The following is a 17,240-nucleotide window of genomic DNA, read 5'->3' as shown; positions in this document are numbered from 1 at the left end:
AATCGGGCCCGCCACCTTCCGGCAACGGGCCCGACGAAAACCACCTCGCAGGGGTACGGGAAGCGAGGCAGTTATCTCGCATACCGTCGCGCGATTACGGCAGCATCACCGTATCGACGACGTGGATCACACCGTTCGACTGCATGACGTTAGCGATCGTGATGCGGCCCTTGTGGCCCTTGCCGTCCATGATGCCCCAGCCGGTACCGACCTTCTTGAACATCAGCGGCTCGCCCTGCACGGTCGTGTAGGTCGCGGTGCCGCCGTTCGCCTTTGCCTTGGCGGCGATGTCGGCGGCGGTGATCGTGCCCGGAACGACGTGATAGGTCAGGACGCCGGCGAGCTGCGCCTTGTTCTCGGGCTTGAGCAACGTGTCGACGGTGCCGGCGGGCAGCTTCTTGAACGCGGCGTTCGTCGGCGCGAACACGGTGAACGGACCGGGACCCGACAGCGTCTCGACCAGGCCGGCGGCCTTGACCGCGGCGACCAGCGTCGTGTGCTCCTTCGAATTGACGGCGTTCTCGACGATCGTCTTGGTCGGATACATCGCGGCGCCGCCGACCATCGGATTGGTCTGGGCGGCGACGATGGCGCTGCCGCTGACGGCAACGGCGGCGGCGACGATCGCGGTACGAAACACGTGATTCATGACAGCTCTCTCCTGCACTGCGCCGGTCGTCCGACGCTTCTACGGAAAGATACGGCCGGATCGGGAGAATGATGCAGCCGTGTTTCAGATCGTTGCGATTAGTCTGTCCCAAGCCGCGATTTCATCGTCATGCCGCTGCGTCACGGTCAGGCGGCTTGCCGTCGCCGTCGCGAGATCGACGTCGATCGACCCACGCCATTCGAACGTCGCATTACCCGACAGCGTGACCATCGCGGTCTCGCTCGCCTCGGCTCGGATGAGTCCGCCCTTGTTGAAGACCGTGGTCGGCGTGTCGTACGCAATCCGGCCGGTCAGGCATGCGGCATAGGTCGACGCCGCCATCGCGCTGCCGCAACTGTCGGTCAGCCCGACACCGCGTTCGAAAGTGCGCACGAACAGGTCGGCGCCGCGGACCTCGACGAAGCTGACATTGGCGCGGTTGGGCAGCCAATCCGGCGCGGCCTCGCACACCTCACCAACGCGAACCAGCTCGGCCTCGTCGATGGCCTCGACGAACGTCACGAGATGCGGGTTCGGCATTGCGACCGCGGTGAAGGCGCGGTCCGTCGGCAAGCCTGCGATCGGCGTATCGACGATGCGATCGGTCCCGACGGCCATCGGCCACGCCGCGACATCCAGCGACGCGGGGCCGGCGATCTCGCGCACGGTGAACACGCCCTCGGCAATATCGCCGTCACGCTCCACGGCCGCGTCGCTCGTCTTCAGCAGCGCCATCGCGGACTCCGAGCCCGTCGCCGCGAACCCGGCGCGCGCGACGCAGCGCAACCCGTTGAGGCACGTCTCCGACTCGCTGCCATCCGAATTGAACATTCTCATGCCGAACGCATGGGTCTGGTCGCCGGCCGTCAGCAGCAACAGCCCGTCGCCACCAACCGGCCCATCCCGATCCGCCAATGCCCGCGCGACGGCCGCCCAGGCCGCATCGCCAAGCGTCGACGCACGCGCGTCGATCAGCGGAAAGTCGTTACCCGAGCCGTGGCATTTTAGGAGATCGAAGCGCATGCCCGTCATCTAGTCACGCCCGCGCACCAATGCGAGCGCCTAACCCATCCGATAATGCGTCGCGAGCCGGTCGAGCGCGAGCGTCAGGACCAGCCGCCCTGCCCGCGCCGGCCACTGCAACGCCTTCTCCGCCACCGGCAGCCCCTCGCCTGCGCACACGACGCGCCACAGGATATCCGCCAGCCCCGGCCCCGCCGCCGCCAGCGCCGCGTCGAACCGACGCTTCGCCGCGATCTGCGCCGATGCCGGATCGAGCGCGTCATGCCCCCCTCCATCGACGCGCTCCACCCAGCGCATCGTCACGCTCGGCGCGATCGACGCGCGTTCATAGTCTGCCCGGAGCCGCTCCCCTGCCTGGAACTGCGCCGCGTCGATCAACGCACGCGACCGCAGCCAGCCGAGCGGCGACTCGGCGAGGTTTACCGTCACGGTGCGACCGCGACGCGTGCCGGCCGGTTGTGGAACACCCTCCGAATCGATTGATCGCTCTACCAGGTCGCGCATGTGCCATCTCCCATTGTGGATGACGGTTGCCATATCCGCACGGTTGTAGGACAGGAGAATAACCCATCTGGTTTGGAGCTGTTCGATGATCACCGCTATTCGCGAAGTCCGGCGCGCCAAGGGGCTGACGCTGGAGGAGGTCGCCCGACGCTGCGATCCGCCGACCACGGCGCAGACGATCGGGCGGCTGGAGACCGGCACGCGGACCGTGTCGGTCGGCTGGCTCAACCGGATCGCCGCTGCGCTGGGCGTCGCGGCGAGCGACCTCGTGACCTTGCCGGATCGTGCCGACCTGCCCGTCGCGGCGATCCTGGACGGCCGCGGCGCGCATGCCCCGCGACGAACCACGACGGCACTCCCGCCCCAGGTCGCACCGGGCCAGATCGCAATCACCGTCACAAACGGCACGGGCGACTACCGCGCCGGCGACGTCATCTGGGCATTAACATTGACCCCCACCGATTTCAAAACAGCGCTCAACCGCGACGTTCTAGTCCCGCAACCGGCAGGACGGTTCGCGTTCGGACGACTGACCGCCTACGACGGCGGCGTTACCGTCCTGCCGCCGGGCTCAGGTACGCAGTCGCTGACGATCGCAGACACCGCCTGGATCGCCGTCGCGATGCGTCTGGTTCGCGAACTATAGCGATAGCGGGCGACATGTTCGAACCACCGATATTTATCGGTCCTGGTCAGCATCTCGACCTATTGCGCCGCCCGCTCTTGAAGCAGCCGAGCGCGAACTCCTCATAGTTCGGCAACGGATCATTTGCCCATTGCATCTGGCCGATTGCCGCGATGCTGAACGTCGGCCCGAGCGACGGCGTCGTGTCAATCACGCCGCGCACGACTAGGACGCGTGCGGTGCCCTCCAGCCGCGACGTCAGCTCGCCACTCGCGAAACGCGTCTGGCCGGCGTCGAACAGGCCAACCCCGACGATCGCGGCAAATTCGCTGCCGAGCGCGAATAGCCGCGCAAGACGATCCCGAAACGGACGGGCTCGCTCGATACGATGCCGACCGCCAACGGCCTTCCGCATGTTTCCGATTCGTAAGTGCCATATCCCAGTGTCGGGATCAGTTCGACGTCATCCCCCTGATAGATTGCGATGAGGCAGCCGGCAGAGATGGCATCCGGCATATCGCCCGTGCCGGTCAGGACGGTTGCGACCTGCCGCGCACCATCGACCACGCGGAACGACTGATCCTTGGGTATCTCGACATCCGTCATTTTCTGACGCCGTGCCTCGGCAAGCGTCGCTGCGACCGCTGTGCCATCCGCCTGCCCGGCCAGCTTCAAACCTTGTCGGGCAGGCAGAACCGCAGGTGCAGGTGCAGATACCGACGCTACGACTGAGGGGGCTTGGGTCGCCCCGACAGCGTTGCCGGTGGCCACGCTCGGCTCGGCGCTGCATGCCGCTATCGTGCAAGCGAACATGGACGCCACAGATCTGCGCAAGACAAATGCCCTATCCCGCATGGGAGCGCTGTTGGCAGTTTGCGCGCATCCTTCCATCATTCAATGACTCGAACGTTCGCCTGATCATCCGCCCCGAAGCTACGTTATTGCACCGCGCGTCGCATGGCCGCGATCGTTTGTGCGCTGGCTTGCGAGGCCTTGCTGGAGCCGGCTGCATCGATCGAAAGGGCGCCGGCGGAGCGGGCCCAGGTCAGGACGATCGGCTCGCTGACAGTCTCATTCGGCGAAAAGGCGCCGAATACCGCGCCGATGCGAACCACGTCGCCCGACGACGATAAGATGCCGACCGCGGTTGGCTTGTCGCATGATTCCGCTTCGTACTCGTCCTGACCGATCGTCGGGACCAGCGAGACCTTGCCGTCCTGGACGATCGCGGCGAAGCATCCGGGGGTACCGTTGGGCAGCGTTGCCTCGCCGGTGACGACCGGTGCGACCCGCTGCCCGTCCACGGTTAGCCCGAACGACTGCGCTGACGTGACCTGCACCTTGGTCATCTGCTTACCGGCGGCGGCCGTCTTGGTCTGCGAAATGGCACCCGCGTCGGCGCTACCAGCCAGAGAAATCTTGCCCGCTGATGCGGGCGCGGCAGGCGCCTTCGGCTCGGGCGCGATCGTCTCGCTGGGCTCCGCTGCGGGTGTGGCGACGGCGTTGGTCGAATTGTTCAAGGCGGTACCAGCCTCGGGAGAGCAGGCGAGAACCAGCGACGCCGCGCCGAGCAACAGCCATTTGGGATCGAATGTCATAGTATCTTCCTCAAGCGTATTTCAGGTAACTGCTGCGCATCTTGTCGTCGTAAGCGAATTTCTTGTAGGCCGGACCATTGTAGATCCGGGCGAACGTGGACCAGTTCCGCGCCCGCAGCGCGGTCAGCAATGTCCGGTTCGCGAGCACGAAAGCGACGAACGCTTCCGCCTGCGCGAGGATGCCGCTCTTCATTGCCGCGACGAATGCCTCGACGGTGGCATGACCTGCCTGGACATGGTTCTCGCCAAGGATCTGGAACGCGCCCCAACTCGCCGACTTCAGCGCCGCACTGCTATTGAGCTTCATCGCGCGCTCGAGTTTGGGATATTGCTCCGAAAATCTACCATAGCCGCCACCGACCGGGTTGGAGAGATCGGGATGCGGGACGTCGTACCGCCCGCCGGTATGCTTGCTGAACTTGTGGCGCTCGTAGAGGATCGTCGGTCGGCCATCGCCATCGAAAGCGCCGCGGATCGCGACTTCGGTTTCGACCACGGCCTTGATCGCCGCGGTCTCGCACTGGAGCCGGGCGGCCATGTCGACATAGGTCGCCTCGCTGAGCCCTCCCGGGCCAATGCCTTGCGGCGCTGTCGCCGGGGCAGTCCGGGACGGCGCAGCTGGCGCCGGTGCACGTGCTGGCTGGTGTGGCACGGGGCGGGTCGGCGTCGTGTTGCCCCGATGATCGCGGCCGAGCTTGTTCAGCGTCGGGCCGTTCGGATCGACGACCCCGTCCGGCCTTGCGGAGCCGCAGGGACTGGGTCTGGTAGCGCGTGATCGCATCGGCGGTTCGAGGACCGAATACGCCATCGACCTTCAACGGAGTCGATCCCGACGATCCGGTACGATTCAGTAACATCTGAATGGTCCGCACGTCGGCGGCACGGTTAGGCCACCGGGGACCAATTGGAGCCACAATCGCCATATCAAACCTTTCTCAACATCGGATCCGTCATCGGACGGACCATGGTTGATCGTCGCAAATGCGCGTCCCCGCGCACCGCATCGTCACCGGTCTGGCCGATCCAGCCGGTCCAGCCGAGCCGGGTGGAGCCATCGAGCCGCGCGGGCCGGGCGTGCTTGCCCGCCACCTCGAGCGCGACGTCCCATTCGAGGTGACTGGGCGCGAACGCATCCAGCGCCTCGGACAAAATGCGAAACCGTGGCCCGGAGGGCAACAGGGCGTCGTAATCGGCACGAGCGCGCGCGCGGATTACGACGCGGGACGCATCCCACGTAACCTTGGCCCGGCCGCCCAGCATGACCTGGTTGCCAAGCCCGGAAAAGGATCGCCCGAGCCGGGTCTGGTTGTCGGCCTCGATCGACCACCAGCGTAACTGATATTCCAGGATCGTCACGGGCTGTCCCAGCAGGTGAGTCATCGCATCCTCGATCGCGCCGGCGCTGCGACGTGAGGCGAACAGCGCGGCGTAATGCACGCGCGCCTGCCCGGGAGCTGCTCGGGAGCTGCTCGGCGATACGCCTTCGGTGGCACCGGTAAGTCGCGCAACATGATCGGCAAACCGATCGTAGTCGAGCCGGTCGGCCTGCGCCGCCAGCTGCGAATCCGCCCAGGCGCGAAAGAAGAACTGGAGCATCGGTCCCGACAGCGGATCGAGCCAGCGGCCGAACGGGCGCTTCTTTGCATAGCGGCGTTCGAACACCGCGAACTCGGTCATGTGCGAGGGCAACGGCCCCATCGGCCCGGTCAACCCGAACCAGAACCCACCGATCCGCGCGCGGCCGTTGCGGACCTCCACCTCGTCCAGCGTCGAGTCCGGAAAGGCCAGCGTCGGCACCTGTACCAGGTCGGTGATATTCTGATCCGGCCTGCGCGCCAGCCCGACCCCCGGCAGGCCGGGCGCGCGCGCCTCCGCCCCCCGCACGATCGGGAACAATCCGAACCGCTCCCGCGACGCCGCAGCCGCCGCGAGGAAGTCCAGATGGTGTGACGGCGGCCGATCCGGCGCGCTATACCATGAGTGCGATCGACGCGGCGACGCGTCGGGCGACCGACCCCGTGGCCGCGCTGGAGACAGCGCTGGTGCTTGGCGAGCGGATCGCCGAACGTGGCATGACGGTACTCGGTCGATGACGCTAACTCTCGCCATCGAAGACGTGCGGCACCTCGACAACGGGTCGCCCGGCGAACCCATGCGACTGGGCCCTGCCCGATCCTACCCGCTATATCTCGTCGCGGCATTTCGAGATCCGGTTGGACAATGGCGGTTATGTGCTGACCGACTGCAGTACGAACGGCACGATGCTTGCGGCGACCGGCGAGCGCTTCGCTTCGCCGCACCGTATCGCGGATGGCCACCGGTTACACATCGCCAGCTATGTCATCGCCGCCCGCCTGACCGGGCAGGCCGAGGAACGCGTCGGTCCGCTGGCATCATCTGCCGCCCCGGCCTGGCAAGGCTGGGACGCCGACGCACCGTCAGCCCACGCGACGAACGATGCCGCCTTCCCAATGGCGGCGCATGGCTGGGACGCACCGCCACCTTCCGGTACCGGATCGTCGGCGGGTTGGCGGCTCGGGTACAGGACGCGCCTCCCACGAGAGTAGAGGCGACTCTTAATACCATGCTCGGTGTCGCTCGGTTTGAACCAGTCACCTCCGCCGAGCATGCAGGGGATTATCTGGAAGATGCACACTGGGGCATCTCCGCGAGCCGGCGTGGTCCGAGGATGCTCTATAGCTCGCAAAAGTTACCTAGCTCGATGCTTTACCGTCACGATGTCTACCCTCGCACGCGACATTAAACGCACGTCTCCATGCCCGGTCTAACAGAGCTCGGCGTGAACCGGTGGCCTCGAGTCAGGATGCACCAAAATCGCTTCAGAAACCGCATGAGTGAAATCCGCCGATAATTGCCTTGGCACCATACACCCTCAAGTCGTCATTACTTCCGCGTAACGAAGCTAAACAGCATTATTATCATTATAAATATTATATTTATATCGCTTTATTATACCAACATAATGATAGAGTGACTCAATAACGCCCGACGCCCCCGCCTTTCATCCAGCGACAACCAGAGTCCGACCGTTGTTATTGCTCAGGACCGCGATTGAAGCAATTGGCGGATTTTAGCCTGCTCGTTGCTTTTCGAGTTCGGCGGCGACCGCTCCTGGTATGACGTAGCCGAGCGACGAGTGCGGCCGCTCAGTGTTGTAATCATCGACCCAGCGCGCGAGGATCGAGCGCGCCTGGCGGACCGTGAAGAACAGCGTATCGTTGAGCAGTTCGTCGCGCATGCGACAGTTGAAGCTTTCGGCGAACCCGTTCTGCGTAGGCTTGCCTGGTGCGATATAGTGCACTCGACGCCGGCATCACCCGACCATGCGAGCACTGCGTTCGAGGTCAGTTCGGTCCCCCTTCGACTTCGCTCAGGACAGGATTGTCGCTGACGATCATCCTGGGGGCGCCGCGCTCGGCGACCAGGTCGCCCAGCTCGCGCACCACCCGCTTGCCCGAGATCGACGTGTCGAGCACCGCCCGCAAGCATTCGCGCGTCACGTCGTCGACGGCGTTGAGGATGCGGAACCACCGGCCCGTAACCATCTGATCGTGCACGAAGTCCAGGCTCCAGCGCTGGTTGGGCAGCGCCAGCACCGGGGCGGGCGCCCGCGCGCGCCACCCCCGCCCCGACATGAGCGATACCGCATGCTCTTGCGATCCACTCCGACGATAGCAAACGCCGCCACTCGATCACCCGCAGCGCCGTGTGAAGATGCGCGACTGCTTCCCGCTTTGCGGCAGGCGTCACCACTTTTTTTACAGCAGGTCTTTCAGAGCTGCGTTGTCCAGCATCGTGTCGGCCCGCCGACGCTTGGGCCAGGTGTTTTCCTCCTCGAGCGCCTGCTGCCGCTCGCATCGGATACCTCCAAGCCGCCTAACTGGGCCGTCCAGCCGTAACAGGTCGCGCTCGACATCCCATTCCGACGACACAGATGCGTCACCACCGCGCCTGCCTCACCTTCTTTCAGAATGCCGATGATCCAATCTTCCGAAAACTGCTTCCCTTTAATTGGTCCGTCCCTTTCCGGGGGCGGACTCTAACTCCAACTGGAGAAAATGCGGGTCACGTAGCGTTAACCATTTAAGGACTCATTGGCCATAGCTAGAAGATGACGGTGGCAGCGAGGGCGACGGTAGAGAAAAAGACGGTAGGGCAACGGTCGTAGCGGCTAGTTACGCGGCACCGGCCCTTCAGGCGCCTGAACATGATCTCGGTGCGGCTGCGGCGTCTGTGGGCGCTTGTCGTATCTGACGGATTCGAGCCGCGATCTCCGGCCTGCGATGCATGGCTCGAAGCCCTTGGCATGCAGAGCGTTCCTAAACCAATCGGTGTCATAGCCACGATCGCCGAGCAGCCGTTGTGCCTTTGGCAGATCGTTCAGCAGCGCGGCTGCACCGGTATAGTCGCTGACCTGCCCGGCAGTCATGAAGAAGCTGAGCGGTCGCTGGTCGCGCCGCCGACCGCGTGCAGCTTGATATTCATGCCGCCTTTTGTGCGGCCAATCAGGCGCCAGAGGTCCTCTTCTTTTCGCGCACGCTGAACGCCGTGCGGTGCGCCTGCAAGTAGGTCGCATCGATCATGATGGTCTTGGACTGGGCGTCCGCAACAGCAGGCCCTGCGTCATGCGCACGAACACGCCCCTCTCGCCCCACCGCTTCCAACGGACGTACAGCGTTTTGTGCGGTCCATAAGCGCTGGGCAGGCCCCGCCACCGGAGTCCATTACAATTGACGAAACCGATGCCGCTCAACACCCGCCGATCATTGACCCGAGGCTTGCCGTAGCTTTTCGGAAATGTACGGCTGCAAGCGCGCCATCTGCTCATCGGTCAGCCAATGCAGGCCGCTCATCCCACGTCTCCTCGCGGAGCCTGGATCAGAACACGCTTCTTACATCAATGGGTCCTGATCCTAGTGACACCTTACACGATGTGTTAGAGATATCATGGCGGCATGAGAGATCATTTATCATCAATCGTTCATTTTGCGCGAACTCTGCAACTCATAATGCCTTAACATTAACCAAGCAAGGCGCGAAAATACGCGATAGTCTCTTTCAAGCCTTCACGTAGCGAGATAACCGGGTCCCATTTAAGTCTATTTTGAGCCAACGCGATGTCAGGTCTGCGCTGACGCGGGTCATCTTGCGGCAGGGGCATGTGAATCAATTTTGATTGCGAACCGGTAAGATCTAGGACCTGTTGCGCGAGCTCGATCATCGTAAACTCGATGGGGTTGCCGATGTTACATGGCCCTGTAAACGATTGCGGCGAAGCCATCATTGATAAGAAGCCCGCAATGAGATCGGAGTAAAAGCAGAAGGAACGCGTCTGGGTTCCGTCTCCAAAAATCGTAATGGGCTTTCCTTGCAACGCTTGCACAATAAAATTGGAGACTACCCGCCCATCATGGGTACTCATCCTCGGTCCATACGTATTAAATATACGGATTATCTTTACATCTAAGTGATGCTGCCGATGATAGTCCATAAACAGAGTTTCGGCAGTTCTCTTGCCCTCATCATAGCAGGAGCGCAGCCCAATAGGATTTACATGCCCCCAGTAGCCTTCCTCCTGCGGATGTATCTGAGGATCTCCGTAAACCTCAGATGTCGACGCTTGCAGTATTGGGATATGCAGACGCTTTGCAAGACCCAACATGTTGATCGCACCGACTACACTTGTCTTGATTGTTTGTACGGGGTCGGCTTGATAATGGACCGGCGATGCGGGGCAGGCAAGGTTATATATCTCATCCACTTCAACATAGAGTGGAAATGTAACGTCATGCCGCAGCAATTCAAAATTAGGATTATCTAGTATGTGATAGATATTCTTTCGAGAGCCGGTTACAAAGTTATCTATGCAAAGAACTTCATCTCCACGAGCAAGTAAGGCATCGCACAGATGAGATCCTAAAAATCCTGCACCGCCCGTCACCAGGATACGCTTAGCAGAACCTTGAGTTTTCTGATTAACCACTTGAAGTTTTACCCTAAAAATACTGAACTTTGCTGATTTCAGAACCCGCGCATTTAGGCTTGATTTTTACGTAATTCTAGCTGGCGCCCGCAATATAACGCAGCCGTCTCACGTTTTGGCCCTTAGACGAACAGCCAGACTGCGCTGCCATCGTGGGGCATCGAGTATATTGTTGTGTATGGTCGCCTCTGCCGCCGTTACCGCGTGGGACGGAACCAAAAAGCGGGCAACCTGCACGAGAGTCGTTTGCGCTGCCGTGATAGTATACAACGCCACGAAGCGGATCCAATATAGTGTGACCTTCGAGAGGCATTATGTCGCCGCCGGGTGTTGAGTAAAGGTTGCCGATACCGCGTTGAGCAATTGGCCGCAAAACATTACTTGTCGCTTTACGACTACGGCGCGACGGCACCGGAATCAACGAACCGCACCTGACCGAAGCTCGGCTCGGCCAATTTAAGCGTGATTCTTATCAGTCGATTGCGACGTGCGCCGAAAGGGCCCGCTACTCGTAATGGACGGCGGCGTGGCTAGCGATCGGCCATATGCTTCATCGTGCGACCGCCCCGCATATATGATTTCAAACCATCCACGTACCGCGCACACCATGTCAGGCGGCAATTCAGCACGGCTCGTCGACTAAGACGCGCTCCAGACAACAGATTAAAGTTGCCAAAGGCAATTAGCACTGAATATCTTACATCCGCGGATCATGTGACGCCAGTCTTGAGGTCGGGAACTGTAGAACAGTAATTGTCGAAACTACCGCCGCCAGACATGCGCGGCGATAGTAGTTATATCCTTCCAGTGCGACTAGGATGTAATCTACACGAATGACTTAGATCCTGCTGACATCACTTTACCGCCAAGGCGTTGTCACGTTTGCCGACGCCGACATAGGTAAGCCCTGCGGTGTTCACCTCATTCCTGGCATAGACGTTACGGAGGTCGACCATTAGTGGCGCACGCATCGTTTTGGCCATCCGCGAAAGATCTAACGCACGATACGCATCCCACTCAGTTACGATGACCACGACATCGGCACCGGCTACAGCCTCATAGGGATCATCGACGAAAGTAACGTGAGTCAGGATCTTGCCCGCTTGCTCGATCCCTTCAGGATCGCAGGCCCGTATTGTGGCACCGGCGTCCTGCAAAGGCGCCCGGCTTGGACGTTCCTCACGACGAGTTGCTCGAGCCCCGACTCAAAGATCGGCATGACCTCTTTTCAAGCAAAGCAATCTTGTTCGGGTCCTTATCGACGCAAATCACTTCGTGGCCAAAGTCCGGAAAAGCACGCGCCCGATACCAGGCACAACATAACCTGCCCCTACCATCGTGATCCGCATATACACCCCCCCAACTTTCACGTTAGATAATGCTGCCCATTGCATTGGCTCACTCGACACGCAGGTGGCCAAGTCCTCTCACTATGATGTTCGATATGCTGAGGCGGCCCAACCCGCGGGAGCAAAAGACCAAAGCATCCGCATGCGAGATGGATAACAGCATATGACTTTGAATTGCCGCTAACCCGAACGAGCGAAAAGTATAAGAAACCCAACTGGATAAACTTAGGCCTTGAGAGTAGGTGAAAGGATCGGTTAAGAGATATTTTTGTCATACGCGAAATGCAACAGGCTCTACCGCGACCTTTATTATTTACAAGGCCTCAAACGTAGCGCTGATCGCGTTCTGGGCGCACGTGTCCTGTCAGAAAGTAACAATTGACCGCAGAATTAAATGATACGTGGACCGCTGGCCTGGGGCAGGATAACTATCGTATGTGGCAAACGGCCTGAAAGCAGGCGCGGAAGCACGCCTAATACCGTGTTAAGGGGGACTGCAGGTGGGCGGTGGTAGTACGTGCTGATGACGCGCGATCCCGTTGTACGGCCATTAGGATCCAGGGCCGAGAGGCTGCGCGCACAACTGACGCTTGGCCTACTGTGTGGCATCGTGTTGCCAACGACGCTTCTGATCCCCTATCTCGGTGAGGAAAGCCGAGCCGGACGGGGTGTCACACATAGCATTATCGGCGCAACATTTGCGATCATTGGTGCGACACTGATCGTCCGCCGCGTCGCCTCTTTCCCAGGCACGCGGGCTTTCACCTATATCGTACCCTCGTTCGCCAGCGCTTACGGGCTAGTTATCGCAACGCTTCTGCTAGCCCGCCTTGAGTACAACCGACTGTTCCTCTCGGTCTCGTTCGCCTTGTCGCTGCTGGTCGCCCTCAGCGTCGCGCTGCACGTCGCGCGCAAGATACAACGCCGCTTCTGGCTGGTACCGTTCGGCCACATCAAAACCGTGAGCGAGGTGCCTGGCGTTGACTGGACGATCTTGACCGATCCGGTGGTGCCGGACGACCCCCATGTGGTCATCGTCGCTGATCTCCAGCACGATCACAGCGATGACTGGGCGCGCATGCTCGCAATCGCAGCAGTTCGGGGACATGAGGTTTATCATACCAAAGTGCTGATGGAATCAATTACCGGCCGCGTATCGATGGACCATTTGTCGGAGAACAGCTTCGGCTCGCTTGTACCTAATCTCGCTTATGTCCATGCCAAACGTATGTTAGATCTCTTCAGCATAATTATTCTTTCGCCTTTCCTTGCAGTATTGCTACTCGGAATTGCACTGATCGTGAAACTAAGCTCGCCCGGACCATTGCTCTTCGTTCAGGACCGGATGGGGCACCGCGGCATTCCGTTCCGGATGATAAAGTTTCGTACGATGTACGTGCGCAGCGAGGTGAGCGATGCAGCTGCGCGAAGCGACGCAATGACGACTATCGGCGATCCGCGCATCACGCGTATCGGACACATCTTGCGACGCAGTCGCATGGATGAGTTGCCGCAAATATTTCATGTCCTAAAAGGCGAAATGAGCTGGATAGGTCCGCGGCCGGAGGCCATTCCGCTCTCACGTTGGTACGAGGGACAAATCCCCTTTTACCATTACCGGCATATCGTTCGACCTGGCATCTCCGGCTGGGCACAGGTGCAGCAAGGGCACGTCACCGATCTTGCCTCTGTCAAAGCAAAACTTAGCTATGACTTTTACTATATCAAAAATTTCTCCGCTTGGCTCGATGTTTTGATTGCGCTTAAGACGCTGCGGACGATCCTGAATGGTTTCGGCGCACGCTGAACCACGCTGACTAGCACGCCGTACGGAGCGCATATCGAGGCCACCGCGATACCACCGACGTTGACGCGCGAAAAATCAAGGTAACGAAGGTGCGATTGCCGATCTTATTCCGCCGCAAGGCATTACGCGCCAGTACCCAGGCACCTCCTACCGTCCCGCCGGGGCAGCGTGTATATGCTATCGGGGATGTTCATGGTTGCGCAAACGAGTTGCATTGTCTGCTAGACATGATCGAAGCGGATCATACTGCGCGCAGCCCCGCGACGCGCACCGTGATATTGCTCGGTGATCTGGTAAACCGCGGTCCCGATTCCGCGCTGGTCATTGATTATGCGCGTGACCTCCTCGCCTCAGGCGTCGGCCGGTTAATCAAAGGCAACCATGAGGAGCTGTTCGTGCTGGCCGCACGCGGCGACCGTCAAGCAGTTCGCTCTCTGATGCACAACGGCGGCCTAGCAACACTGACCAGCTTTGGCCTAGCGGAAGAAGACATCAACCGGGGCAATTACAACGATCTGGCGACGCTTCTGAAAACGAGAATCCCACGAGATGTTGTCACTTTGCTGGATGCGGGTGAGAGTAAAATCGCGGTTGGCGGCTATCTTTTCGTTCATGCCGGCATTCGCCCGGGCGTACCTCTCGCTGAGCAGCAGGCCGCCGACTTGCGCTGGATCCGAGAGGATTTTTTGGCAAGTCGGGCAGCACACGGCGCGATGATAGTTCACGGACACACGATCGAAAAAACCGCTAATGAGTACGATAATCGAATTGGGATTGACACCGGTGCGTATAAAACTGGCGTTCTGACCGCCATCGGCCTGGAGGGTGCGGAACGCTGGTTCCTTTCCACCGGGTGATGCAGCTGTCGAGGTGCTCAGGCTTGTCGTGCCGTCCGAGCTGGGGCATGAAGAGCGACTGGTAACGCTGAGGAAATGCTCCTCAAGCTTACCCTACAGGGAGGATGAGCAGTTGCGCTTCGGGCTCAGGTTAATCGCACTGACAGCTGGCATCGCGCTGTTGGCGAGCTGCGCCAGTAAGCGCGATAGTCAGCTTTCCTATAATCCGAAGAATTTTACAGCACCTGACGCACTCGCGGGTACGGCTACGCTTGTGACGTATCGGGCGGGTCCTGGCGACGTTCTAAACATAACCATCTTCAACGTCGAATCCATGTCTGGCGATTACCAAATCGATGCTGCGGGCAACATGGTGATGCCGCTGATCGGTACGGTTGCCGTCGCTGGCAAATCGACGCAGGAAATTGGTACGGACCTTACTACCCGACTCGACACGCGCTACCTGCAGCGTCCTCAAGTCACAGTGTCTTTGAAAACTACTGTGGCCAGAACGGTCACGGTCGACGGATCGGTGGCGGCGCCGGGTCTTTACCCCATTCCGGACAAACCTACGTTGATGAAAACGATCGCAATGGCGCGTGGCACCTCACAGGGCGCCAACCCTAAAAAAGTTGTGGTGTTCCGCCAGATCAACGGTCAGCGGAATGCGGCCGCGTTCGACCTAACAACGATCCGCAACGGCACTGACGCTGATCCGATCATTTATGCAAACGATATCATTATAGTCGACGGGCGACAGACAAACCAGACGTGGACAACCTTATTGCAAACGGTTCCACTCCTTGGGCTGTTTACACGCTTCTAGGGGTCGGTAGACCTAGCGATCCTCTGCAGCATCAAGGTCTTGCCGCTGCTGCGATGCGGTGGTAGGCTTTTATAAATGCGAGATGTGCAGATTGTGCACTAACTCGACTTTGGGAGGTTTGATGCGCACGTTTGCAACGATCGCTGCCGTAGTGGCGCTTGCGACATCTCAGGCGAGCATGGCCGCACCTGTTACCCGTACAACGGGGGCAGGCGCTGCACAGGCTAATGTCACAGCGCAGGATTCACGGTCGGATTCGGCTAAGAGGTCGAATAGGATCCTCTACGCCTTGGCCGGGCTAGCCGCCTTTGGTTTAGTAGTTGCCCTCGCGTCGGGTAGTGGTGGCAACGGCGGTACTCGCCCTACAAGTCCATGAAGCATAGGCTTGCTGAAATTGGGTGCCGTCGCGCGGATACGCTTTTTTTCCCGCGTTAATGTGTGACTTGCATGCTCATGCGCTGGCGGCGGTAGCGCCTCAGCTTCAATCTGGGGCTACGTAGTTGTCGCGCATCATAAGTCGTTATCTAATGCCGGCGTATATGTTGTTGTGCCTGGTATTGGGCGGCGCAAGCGCTGCCGGGTTCTTGGTGAACGGCGCGCTCCAGCTGCTTGGATTGTTGTGCATATTGACGGTCGTTCTTTCGAGATCGCTTCCCCAATTGCCTCGTCGCGCCTGCATTGTACTCATACTATTCGCCGCAGTCGGGATCCTGCTGATCCTCGAACTTATGCCACTGCCGCCTTTCTTGTGGAGACTACTACCTGGGCGTAACTTGGCCGAAGCGGGTTTTGATCTTGTTGGTGGCAGCACGCCTTGGCTTCCTATTTCCCTATCGCCTGATCGCACGGTCGCCGCACTGCTTGCGATTGTACCTCCGTTTGCGATGCTGCTGCTGACCTTTGCCTCGTCGGGGTACGGACGACTTTACGCATTGTACGTGCTTGTGGCCGTCGCAGTTGCCTCGGTCTTCCTCGGCATTTTTCAAAAGATGCAAGGGCCGGACTCTCTATATTACATTTACGACGTTACAAACAGGGGCGGCGTTGTCGGCTTCTTCGCGAACCGCAATCATCTTGCAACGCTGTTGCTGACGACGCTTCCTTTCATTGGCGCTATAGCAATCAGCCCAAATCGTAAATCGCAAGAGGTCGATTCAAAGATCGGACGGCTTATGATGACTGGTTGCGTAGCCCTGCTGATCGCGGTCGGGGTAGTCGTGGTCAAGTCCGCTGCCGGCTGGTTGTTGCTGATACCGACGCTACTGGCTGCCGGGGCGGTATTCATCCGAGGCGAAAACGGTACGGTCCCACGCTCGCTAATACAGATTGGTCTGATGATCGGTTTAGTATGCAGTGTAGCCGCGATCGTGGCACCTATCAAAATAAACGACCTGGGTGACAAGTTGAGCGGCATCGATCCGCATATGCGTAACCAGTCGATCCGCACGACGGCGGCAGCGTCGCTGGATTATCTGCCGTTAGGTTCCGGGGGCGGTACGTTTCAACGGATCTATCCGCATTATGAAGATGTGAAAGAGGCTTCGCTAGAATACCTCAATCACGCCCACGACGAGTATGTCGAAGTTGCCCTGGAGCATGGACTGCCAGGCATCGCTCTCCTAGTCTCAGCCTTCATATTCTGGATTACGCAGGGACGACGACTGTGGCGAAGCGGGGAAGGCGATGCGATTGCACGCGCCGGTTTCGTTGTCATAGGTGTTATGTTCGCTCACAGCCTAGTAGACTATCCGACGCGCACTTCAGCGTTGGCCGCCGTCGCTGCCGTTGCTGCAGCGCTGATGGTCGCTCCAGAATCAGCAGAGATGCCGGCATGGCAGTCCACGCGGCGGCGTCAACGTCGCGCGAAGGGTGCGCGCACGATCGAGATAGCGTTGGCCGACTGATGGACACGAAGCAATTTCTGGCTGCTTGCATGCTACACTTGCCGCGCGTTGCACGAACCGTCATGCCTATTCACGACCAATCGCCGCCGAGAGGCATGGCCATCTGCCAGATCGA

General features: G+C 59.9%; 16 protein-coding genes and 3 pseudogenes. 7 read left to right on the top strand and 12 right to left on the bottom strand.

All coding sequences use genetic code 11. The features are described 5' to 3' along the window. Positions 1-94: 94 nt before the first annotated feature. From HMP09_RS13970 to HMP09_RS13960, 3 genes are all read right to left on the bottom strand, one after another. Complete coding sequence (locus HMP09_RS13970) at positions 95-649, bottom strand: fasciclin domain-containing protein (protein ID WP_176500860.1); 555 nt, start codon at positions 647-649, stop codon at positions 95-97. A gap of 84 nt (positions 650-733) precedes the next feature. After that, entirely contained in the window at positions 734-1,672 is a 939-nt protein-coding gene (gene dapF / locus HMP09_RS13965) for a diaminopimelate epimerase (RefSeq protein ID WP_176500859.1), read from the bottom strand. Positions 1,673-1,711: 39 nt separating this feature from the next. Continuing rightward, positions 1,712-2,176 (bottom strand): DUF6456 domain-containing protein, encoded by a 465-nt coding sequence (locus HMP09_RS13960; protein ID WP_176500858.1) that lies wholly within the window; start codon positions 2,174-2,176, stop codon positions 1,712-1,714. An 85-nt stretch (positions 2,177-2,261) separates the two neighbouring features. Between HMP09_RS13960 and HMP09_RS13955 the strand changes: the two genes are divergently transcribed. Continuing rightward, positions 2,262-2,822 carry a helix-turn-helix domain-containing protein gene (locus HMP09_RS13955; protein WP_176500856.1) on the top strand — a complete coding sequence of 187 codons (561 nt, stop codon included), beginning with the start codon at positions 2,262-2,264 and terminating at the stop codon, positions 2,820-2,822. Positions 2,823-2,868: 46 nt separating this feature from the next. Here the strand turns inward: HMP09_RS13955 and HMP09_RS13950 are convergent, their stop codons facing one another. After that, the gene (locus HMP09_RS13950) at positions 2,869-3,216 is read right to left on the bottom strand and encodes a hypothetical protein (protein WP_176500854.1); all 348 of its coding nucleotides are present in this window, start codon (positions 3,214-3,216) and stop codon (positions 2,869-2,871) included. A gap of 348 nt (positions 3,217-3,564) precedes the next feature. On the opposite strand from HMP09_RS13950, the gene HMP09_RS13945 reads away from it, so the two are divergent. Beyond that, positions 3,565-3,702, top strand: coding sequence for a hypothetical protein (locus tag HMP09_RS13945; RefSeq protein WP_176500852.1), 138 nt, complete (start codon positions 3,565-3,567; stop codon positions 3,700-3,702). A gap of 37 nt (positions 3,703-3,739) precedes the next feature. Here the strand turns inward: HMP09_RS13945 and HMP09_RS13940 are convergent, their stop codons facing one another. The 4 genes and pseudogenes from HMP09_RS13940 to tssG form a co-directional block, all read right to left on the bottom strand. Then, complete coding sequence (locus HMP09_RS13940; RefSeq protein WP_176500849.1) at positions 3,740-4,399, bottom strand: hypothetical protein; 660 nt, start codon at positions 4,397-4,399, stop codon at positions 3,740-3,742. Positions 4,400-4,409: 10 nt separating this feature from the next. Next, on the bottom strand, positions 4,410-5,207 hold the full coding sequence (locus HMP09_RS13935) for an N-acetylmuramidase family protein (RefSeq protein WP_232090324.1): 798 nt from the start codon (positions 5,205-5,207) through the stop codon (positions 4,410-4,412). Between the two features lies 1 nt (position 5,208). Further along, a pseudogene (locus HMP09_RS18705) lies at positions 5,209-5,256 on the bottom strand (hypothetical protein); the annotation flags it as partial. A gap of 67 nt (positions 5,257-5,323) precedes the next feature. Next, the gene (tssG, locus tag HMP09_RS13930) at positions 5,324-6,295 is read right to left on the bottom strand and encodes a type VI secretion system baseplate subunit TssG (protein WP_232090322.1); all 972 of its coding nucleotides are present in this window, start codon (positions 6,293-6,295) and stop codon (positions 5,324-5,326) included. Between the two features lie 269 nt (positions 6,296-6,564). On the opposite strand from tssG, the gene HMP09_RS13925 reads away from it, so the two are divergent. Next, positions 6,565-6,966, top strand: coding sequence for an FHA domain-containing protein (locus tag HMP09_RS13925; protein ID WP_176501783.1), 402 nt, complete (start codon positions 6,565-6,567; stop codon positions 6,964-6,966). A gap of 524 nt (positions 6,967-7,490) precedes the next feature. On the opposite strand, the pseudogene HMP09_RS13920 reads toward HMP09_RS13925, so the two are convergent. From HMP09_RS13920 to HMP09_RS13905, 4 genes and pseudogenes are all read right to left on the bottom strand, one after another. Beyond that, positions 7,491-8,432: pseudogene (locus HMP09_RS13920) on the bottom strand (integrase core domain-containing protein). Positions 8,433-8,524: 92 nt separating this feature from the next. Continuing rightward, positions 8,525-9,273: pseudogene (locus tag HMP09_RS13915) on the bottom strand (IS5 family transposase). A gap of 167 nt (positions 9,274-9,440) precedes the next feature. Further along, positions 9,441-10,403, bottom strand: a complete 963-nt coding sequence (locus HMP09_RS13910; RefSeq protein WP_176500846.1) for a UDP-glucuronic acid decarboxylase family protein — start codon at positions 10,401-10,403, stop codon at positions 9,441-9,443. Between the two features lie 854 nt (positions 10,404-11,257). Then, positions 11,258-11,560: a UDP binding domain-containing protein gene (locus HMP09_RS13905; RefSeq protein WP_176500845.1), complete on the bottom strand. Its 303-nt coding sequence runs from the start codon at positions 11,558-11,560 to the stop codon at positions 11,258-11,260. Positions 11,561-12,275: 715 nt separating this feature from the next. Between HMP09_RS13905 and HMP09_RS13900 the strand changes: the two genes are divergently transcribed. From HMP09_RS13900 to HMP09_RS13885, 4 genes are all read left to right on the top strand, one after another. Further along, entirely contained in the window at positions 12,276-13,559 is a 1,284-nt protein-coding gene (locus HMP09_RS13900) for a sugar transferase (protein ID WP_176500844.1), read from the top strand. Positions 13,560-13,786: 227 nt separating this feature from the next. Next, on the top strand, positions 13,787-14,416 hold the full coding sequence (locus HMP09_RS13895; RefSeq protein WP_232090315.1) for a metallophosphoesterase: 630 nt from the start codon (positions 13,787-13,789) through the stop codon (positions 14,414-14,416). A 112-nt stretch (positions 14,417-14,528) separates the two neighbouring features. After that, positions 14,529-15,221: a polysaccharide biosynthesis/export family protein gene (locus HMP09_RS13890; RefSeq protein ID WP_176500842.1), complete on the top strand. Its 693-nt coding sequence runs from the start codon at positions 14,529-14,531 to the stop codon at positions 15,219-15,221. A 773-nt stretch (positions 15,222-15,994) separates the two neighbouring features. Next, positions 15,995-17,125: an O-antigen ligase family protein gene (locus tag HMP09_RS13885; RefSeq protein WP_176500841.1), complete on the top strand. Its 1,131-nt coding sequence runs from the start codon at positions 15,995-15,997 to the stop codon at positions 17,123-17,125. Positions 17,126-17,240 lie beyond the last annotated feature (115 nt).

This window comes from Sphingomonas sp. HMP9 (genome assembly GCF_013374115.1).
In the GTDB taxonomy this organism is placed as follows: domain Bacteria; phylum Pseudomonadota; class Alphaproteobacteria; order Sphingomonadales; family Sphingomonadaceae; genus Sphingomonas.
Note: the sequence above shows the minus strand (reverse complement) of the source record. Positions and strands in the feature narration are given on the sequence as shown.

Coding starts and splice junctions, on each gene's coding strand:
- HMP09_RS13935 (WP_232090324.1), bottom strand. CDS start 5,207: ATGGCGTATTCGGTCCTCGAACCGCCGATGCGATCACGCGCTACCAGA.
- HMP09_RS13940 (WP_176500849.1), bottom strand. CDS start 4,399: ATGACATTCGATCCCAAATGGCTGTTGCTCGGCGCGGCGTCGCTGGTT.
- dapF (WP_176500859.1), bottom strand. CDS start 1,672: ATGCGCTTCGATCTCCTAAAATGCCACGGCTCGGGTAACGACTTTCCG.
- HMP09_RS13950 (WP_176500854.1), bottom strand. CDS start 3,216: ATGCGGAAGGCCGTTGGCGGTCGGCATCGTATCGAGCGAGCCCGTCCG.
- HMP09_RS13955 (WP_176500856.1), top strand. CDS start 2,262: ATGATCACCGCTATTCGCGAAGTCCGGCGCGCCAAGGGGCTGACGCTG.
- HMP09_RS13895 (WP_232090315.1), top strand. CDS start 13,787: ATGATCGAAGCGGATCATACTGCGCGCAGCCCCGCGACGCGCACCGTG.
- HMP09_RS13900 (WP_176500844.1), top strand. CDS start 12,276: ATGACGCGCGATCCCGTTGTACGGCCATTAGGATCCAGGGCCGAGAGG.
- HMP09_RS13970 (WP_176500860.1), bottom strand. CDS start 649: ATGAATCACGTGTTTCGTACCGCGATCGTCGCCGCCGCCGTTGCCGTC.
- HMP09_RS13960 (WP_176500858.1), bottom strand. CDS start 2,176: ATGCGCGACCTGGTAGAGCGATCAATCGATTCGGAGGGTGTTCCACAA.